The following is a 5,841-nucleotide window of genomic DNA, read 5'->3' as shown; positions in this document are numbered from 1 at the left end:
GGCACAGCCTCGAACACCACCTGCATTGGCACACCTGGCGACGACGCCACCAAGCCCGCGCCCGCTGGTTCCACTACCGAACCCGCCTCAACCGCCAATGACGAGATCACGTTCTACGACTGCCGTACTAGGAGGTTCTGGCCTTGCCAGGTGGAGACCTGCTCGGCTCGGGGGTCGTCGGCGGCTAGGCCTATGCCCCAGATGCGGTCCAGGGGGCTTGCTTCTACGAGGATGCGGTCGCCGGTGCCTAGGAGGTAGTCGCGAAGGTCTTTGTTTTGGCCGAACTTCGCCTGGTTGGCCCTTGTGACAATCGCCACACGGTTGTCCCGCCATGTTTGCTCGTCGAAGTCACGGACGCGGCGGCCGAGGTCTTTGGCGCGGCGGGGATGGGACGCGGCGACGATGGCGGCGGCCGTTTCCTCGTCGCCGAAGAGGCGGGCTTTCCCTGCCATCATGTAGTGCTCGGCGGTCGCGTAGGTCGTGCCGTCCAGGGTGAAGGGCGATGGCCACCACTGGCTCAGGTAGCCGGGGCCCGGGGTGCGGTGGCCCCAGAAGAACAGGAACTTCAGGCGGGTTCCCGTGTTCTGGAGGCGGGTCAGTTCGGCTACGTCCATGGAGGAGAAGGGTGCCAGGTGGGCCCGTCAGGGGCCACTGGGTTTGGGGCTGGGAATGGATGATCGATTGGCGGCGTTAACTGTTGCGTCGCGTCCCCTCGGGGGAGGGACGCGGTCTAGACCATTTTGCGAAAGCGGGCCGGTCGCCGGGAACATCGTGTATTTGGGCTCCGGCTCGAACTGGGAGGACTGCAGTACCAATGGACAATGCCCTGGCGAACCCCCGACGCACCAAGATCGACTCGTGGCCGGAGCGGCCCATGGACGCGGACGCCGAGCGTCCCGCGGAGGCCGAGGCCACGGACGATCTCGCCGCGCGCTGAACCGCGGCCGATAGATCGAGACCCGTCCGGAACGATCCGGGCGGGTTCTTCGCGTCTTCAGCGGGGTGCGGCCGTGCTGGCGCGCATGACGACCTCGCCGGCGACGCGTTCGATGCGGCTGCGGCGGGCGGACGGCTCGCGGAGGGCGAGGCCCATGACGCGCTCCCCCATCGCGTCCAGCGGCAGCGCGACGGTGGTGAGCGGCGGCGTCAGGTCGCGGACGATCGGGATGTCGTCGAAGCCGGCCAGGGAGATCTCGCCCGGCACGGAGATGCCGTTGTCGCGGAAGGCGGCCAGCGCGCCGATCGCCATGACGTCGGTGACGGCGAACACGCAGGTCGGGCGGTTCTTCTGGCGGAGCAGTTCGGACGCCGCCGCGTAGCCGCCGTCGCGGGTGAAGGCCGCCTCGACGATGTGCTCGGGCCGAACGTGGACGCCCGCGTCGGCGAGCGCCTCGGTGAAGCCGCCGAGCCGGTCGGAGACGGTGGTGAGGGCGTGCGGGCCGGTGAGCACGCCGAAGTGGCGGTGGCCGAGGTCGAGCAGCGCGCGGGCGAGGGCGGCGGCGCCCTCCCGGTTCTGCGGCAGGACGGCGTCCACCTTGAGGCTGCGGTGCCGGCTGAGGACGGCGACGCGGCCGCCGGTGCGCTGGTAGGGGTCGAGTTCGGCGGCCATCGAGCGCTCCCAGTCGCGGTCCTCGAACCCGGACCCGATGAGCAGGATCGCGCGGGCCCGCTGGGCGCGCAGCATCGCCACGTACTCGACCTCGCGGGCCGGGTCGCGGAACGTGCTGGCGAGCATCACGAGCATGCCGTGCTCGGCGGCGGTGCGCATCACGCCGCGGGCGACGGCGGCGAAGTAGGGGTCGCTGACGTCGTGGCAGACCACGCCGATCGACTTGCTGGACGAGCTGGCGAGCGCCTGCGCGTGCGCGTTCGGCGTGTAACTCAGCTCGGCCGCCGAGGCGAGCACGCGTTCCCGCAGGTCGGCGCGCACCTGCGAGGTCCCGTTCAGGACGCGGGACGCGGTGGCGAGCGAGACGCCGGCCTCCCGGGCGACGTCCTGCAGCGTCACGTAGGCCCGGTCCGCGCGCTGCTCCTCGGCCGCTTCCGTCATCGTACTCCCTCGTCCGGCGCGGCGGGTTCCCGGCGAACTCCCTCTTGACCGCACCGTGCGCCGCTTCTTACGGTACCTCAGAAAGCGCTTTCTGAACGCGCTTTCCGCAGCAGGCGCCGATACGAGTACGACAGGTTGGGGAGGAACGGGATGGAACGCAGGTCCATCGGGATCGTCATGAACGGCGTCACCGGGCGCATGGGGTACCGCCAGCATCTCCTCCGCTCGATCCTCGCGATCCGCGAGCAGGGCGGGGTGCGCACGGGCGACGGCACGGTGCTGTGGCCGGAGCCGGTGCTCGTCGGGCGCAGCGAGGCCAAGCTGCGCGACCTCGCCGAGCGGCACGGGCTCACCGCCTGGACGACCGACCTGGCCGAGGCGCTGGCGCGTCCGGGCATCGAGGTCTACTTCGACGCGCAGGTCACCGGCGCGCGGGCCGGCGCGATCCGCGCGGCCGTCGCGGCGGGCAAGCACATCTACACCGAGAAGCCGCTGGCCGACGACCTGGACGGCGCGCTGGCGCTGGCCCGGCTCGCGGACGAGGCGGGCGTGAAGCACGGCGTCGTCCAGGACAAGCTGTTCCTGCCGGGGCTGCTCAAGCTGAAGCGCCTGATGGACGGCGGCTTCTTCGGCCGCATCCTGTCGGTGCGCGGCGAGTTCGGCTACTGGGTGTTCGAGGGCGACTGGCAGGAGGCGCAGCGTCCGAGCTGGAACTACCGGGCGGAGGACGGCGGCGGGATCATCCTCGACATGTTCTGCCACTGGCGGTACGTGCTGGACGCGATCGCGCCGGTGCGGTCGGTGCAGGCGCTGGGGGCGACGCACGTCCACGAGCGGGTGGACGAGGACGGCAAGCCCTACGAGGCCACGGCCGACGACGCCGCGTACGGGATCTTCGAGCTGGACGGCGGGATCGTCGCGCAGATCAACTCGTCCTGGACGACCCGGGTGTTCCGCGACGAGCTGGTGGAGTTCCAGGTGGACGGGACGGAGGGCTCCGCGGTCGCCGGGCTGCGGCGCTGCCGCGTCCAGCACCGGTCGATGACGCCGAAGCCGGTATGGAACCCTGACCTGCCCGCCATCGAGGACTTCCGTTCGCAGTGGACGGAGATCCCCGACAACACCGAGTTCGACAACGGCTTCAAGACGCAGTGGGAGATGTTCCTACGGCACGTCGCCGACGACGGCCCGTTCCCGTGGGACTTCTACGCGGGGGCGCGCGGCGTGCAACTCGCGGAGCTGGGGTTGCGGGCGTGGCGCGAGGGCCGCCGCCTGGAGGTTCCTGAGCTGTGAAGATCGAACTACCGGGCCTGGCGACGCCGCACGTCATGGGCGAGCCGCGCGCCTACGCGCCGCCGCCGGGCCCCCCATCGTCACGCATCGCCTATGCCGCCGCGCACGTGGTGCCCGGCGGCGACTCGCTCGACTGGGACGCGACCCTGGCGCTCCGCCGGCACCTGTGGTCGTACGGGCTGGGCGTCGCCGAGGCCATGGACACCGCGCAGCGCGGCATGGGCCTGGACTGGACGGCGACCCGCGAGCTCATCGAGCGGAGCGGCAGGGAAGCGCTTTCAACCGGCGGCCGGATCGTCTGCGGCGCCAGCACCGACCAGCTCCCGCCCGGCCCGGCCACCCTGGACGAGATCGTCGCCGCCTACCAGGAACAGCTCGCGGTGATCGAGGCGGTCGAGGCCGTCCCCGTGCTGATGGCGAGCCGCCACCTGGCCGCCGCCGCACGCGGCCCCGACGACTACGCCACGGTGTACGGACGCCTGTTGTCGCAGGTCAAGCGCCCGGTCGTGCTGCACTGGCTGGGCCCGATGTTCGACCCCGCGCTGGACGGCTACTGGGGCTCCCCCGACCTCGACACGGCCGCCGACGCGTTGCTGGCGCTGATCGGCGACCACGCGTCCCGCATCGACGGGGTGAAGATCTCGCTGCTGGACGCGGACCGCGAGATCGCATTCCGGCGCCGCCTCCCACCCGATGTCCGCCTCTACACCGGAGACGACTCCAACTATCCGCAGCTGATCAGGGGCGACGAGCTCGGGCACAGCGACGCTCTGCTCGGCATCTTCGACCCGATCGCACCTGCTGCCGCTGCGGCATTGCAAGCGTTGGACGGCGGCGACTTCACGTCCTACGAAGAGATATTCGCCCCAACGGTGCCGCTCTCCCGCCACCTGTTCGAAGCGCCCACCTACTACTACAAGACCGGTGTGGTCTTCCTGGCCTGGCTGACCGACCATCAGCGGCACTTCCGCATGGTCGGCGGGTTGGAGACCGCGCTTTCCGTCCCGCACATGGTGCGTCTCTTCCAGCTCGCCGACGCCGCCGGTCTCTTCCCAGACCCCGCTCTTGCGGCGCACCGAATGCGCGCATGGCTGACCGTCCAAGGAGCCGCGTAATGAGGTTCAGCCTGAACCAATGGACGACCCGGCACTGGCCCATGCCCGACCTGGCCGAAGGCTGCGCCGTAGCCGGGGTCACAGGCGTCGGCCTATGGCGGGAACCCGTCGCCGAGTACGGCTTGGCCCGCACAGCCAAACTCATGCGCGACCACGGCCTGACGGTCACGTCCCTATGCCGAGGCGGCTTCTTCCAACAACCAGACGCCCTGGACGAGAATCGCCGCGCCATCGAAGAGGCCGCCGAACTGGGCACCCCCGTCCTCTGCCTGGTAAGCGGCGGCCTCCCGGAAGGCTCCCGTGACATAGACGGCGCACGCACCCGCGTCGCCGACGTCCTGGCCGAGATCGCACCCTACGCGGGCGAGCACGGCGTCCAGCTCGCACTGGAACCGCTGCACCCGATGTACGCGTCCGACCGCTGCGTGGTCTCCACCCTCGGCCAGGCACTCGACATGGCCGCCCCTTTCCCGTCCTCCCAGGTGGGCGTCATGATCGACACCTACCACCTGTGGTGGGACCCGGACGTCTGGGACGGCATCACCCGCGCCGGCGCGGTCGGCCGCCTCGCCCTGTTCCAGGTCGCCGACTGGGTGACCCCACTCCCCGAGGGCGTCCTCACGGGCCGCGGCATGCTCGGCGACGGCTGCGTCGAACTCCGCCGCTTCCGCGATGCAGTGGACGCCGCCGGCTACACCGGCCCCATCGAAGTGGAGATCTTCAACGAAGCCCTATGGGCCATGCCAGGCCCAGAAGCCCTGGCCCTAGCCCTATCCCGCTACAACGAACACGTCGCCTGACCAACCCCGCCGGCGCCCACCCATGGGCGCCGGCGGCACGCTGTCGGCCGAACCCACGAGGCGGTGAGGCGGCCGATGGTGTGTTCGGTGAAGCGTTCGTTCGGGGTTTCGGGATTTAGGACGCCGTCTATGTCGAGGTAGAGGAGTGGTCTGCCTTTGCGGGTGCCTGGGCGGGGGGCGTCGCCTAGCCACATAGGCGGGTCGTGTAGAGGCCGTTGTCGGTGGCTGCGAGGAGGGTGCCGTCTGGGGCGAGGGCCAGGTCGTTGACCGGCGCGGGGACCTTGATGCGGTGGGACGGGGCTGCGGCGTTCCAGGCCAGGAGGGTCCCGGGGGCGTCTTGGAGGGCGGCGGCTACTAGAAGGCTGCCCTCTACCTGGGACGCGGCCACTTGGTCGCAGGGGGACGGGGTTTCCAGGGTTGCCAGGCGGTCGCCGTCCAGGCCGTAGACGCACAGGTCGGACGGGGTCGGCTGGACGAGGACGAGGCCGTCCGGGGACGGGTTCAGGATCGCGTAGGGGGCGGGGAGGGCGGCGATCTCCTCGCCGCGTTCGATGTCGACGCGGCTGACGGCGGAGTCGCCGGG

The 5,841-nt window shown here is 70.6% G+C and carries 6 protein-coding genes and 1 pseudogene; 4 read left to right on the top strand and 3 right to left on the bottom strand.

Annotated elements, in window-relative coordinates; genetic code table 11:
* Positions 1-113: 113 nt before the first annotated feature.
* A complete protein-coding gene (locus HUX53_RS30715) occupies positions 114-614 on the bottom strand; it encodes an NADAR family protein (RefSeq protein ID WP_176406715.1) in 501 nt (166 codons plus the stop codon).
* A 200-nt stretch (positions 615-814) separates the two neighbouring features.
* Here HUX53_RS30715 and HUX53_RS41780 point away from each other — a divergent pair, with 200 nt between their 5' ends.
* Positions 815-937, top strand: coding sequence for a hypothetical protein (locus HUX53_RS41780; RefSeq protein ID WP_255205806.1), 123 nt, complete (start codon positions 815-817; stop codon positions 935-937).
* A gap of 57 nt (positions 938-994) precedes the next feature.
* Here HUX53_RS41780 and HUX53_RS30710 read toward each other — a convergent pair whose 3' ends face one another.
* The gene (locus tag HUX53_RS30710; protein WP_176406714.1) at positions 995-2,050 is read right to left on the bottom strand and encodes a LacI family DNA-binding transcriptional regulator; all 1,056 of its coding nucleotides are present in this window, start codon (positions 2,048-2,050) and stop codon (positions 995-997) included.
* A 150-nt stretch (positions 2,051-2,200) separates the two neighbouring features.
* On the opposite strand from HUX53_RS30710, the gene HUX53_RS30705 reads away from it, so the two are divergent.
* Genes HUX53_RS30705 through HUX53_RS30695 form a run of 3 tightly spaced genes read left to right on the top strand, consistent with a single transcriptional unit; the run spans position 2,201 to position 5,258 of the window.
* Positions 2,201-3,343, top strand: a complete 1,143-nt coding sequence (locus HUX53_RS30705; RefSeq protein WP_176406713.1) for a Gfo/Idh/MocA family protein — start codon at positions 2,201-2,203, stop codon at positions 3,341-3,343.
* Positions 3,344-3,378: 35 nt separating this feature from the next.
* Positions 3,379-4,458, top strand: coding sequence for a dihydrodipicolinate synthase family protein (locus HUX53_RS30700; protein WP_176406716.1), 1,080 nt, complete (start codon positions 3,379-3,381; stop codon positions 4,456-4,458).
* On the top strand, positions 4,458-5,258 hold the full coding sequence (locus HUX53_RS30695; protein ID WP_176406712.1) for a sugar phosphate isomerase/epimerase: 801 nt from the start codon (positions 4,458-4,460) through the stop codon (positions 5,256-5,258). The genes HUX53_RS30700 and HUX53_RS30695 overlap by 1 nt, the downstream gene beginning before the upstream one ends.
* Before the next feature lie 184 nt (positions 5,259-5,442).
* Here the strand turns inward: HUX53_RS30695 and HUX53_RS30690 are convergent.
* Positions 5,443-5,841 (bottom strand): annotated as a pseudogene (locus HUX53_RS30690) (hypothetical protein); the annotation flags it as partial.

Source organism: Actinomadura sp. BRA 177, from assembly GCF_013372625.1.
Classification (GTDB): Bacteria; Actinomycetota; Actinomycetes; order Streptosporangiales; family Streptosporangiaceae; genus Spirillospora.
The sequence above is the reverse complement of the archived record's forward strand: the minus strand, read 5'-3'. Positions and strand labels throughout refer to the sequence as shown.

Bases quoted from the DNA above. Each gene is read 5' to 3' on its own strand.
- HUX53_RS30705 (WP_176406713.1), top strand. From the start codon at position 2,201: ATGGAACGCAGGTCCATCGGGATCGTCATGAACGGCGTCACCGGGCGC.
- HUX53_RS30710 (WP_176406714.1), bottom strand. From the start codon at position 2,050: ATGACGGAAGCGGCCGAGGAGCAGCGCGCGGACCGGGCCTACGTGACG.
- HUX53_RS30695 (WP_176406712.1), top strand. From the start codon at position 4,458: ATGAGGTTCAGCCTGAACCAATGGACGACCCGGCACTGGCCCATGCCC.
- HUX53_RS41780 (WP_255205806.1), top strand. From the start codon at position 815: ATGGACAATGCCCTGGCGAACCCCCGACGCACCAAGATCGACTCGTGG.
- HUX53_RS30700 (WP_176406716.1), top strand. From the start codon at position 3,379: ATGGGCGAGCCGCGCGCCTACGCGCCGCCGCCGGGCCCCCCATCGTCA.
- HUX53_RS30715 (WP_176406715.1), bottom strand. From the start codon at position 614: ATGGACGTAGCCGAACTGACCCGCCTCCAGAACACGGGAACCCGCCTG.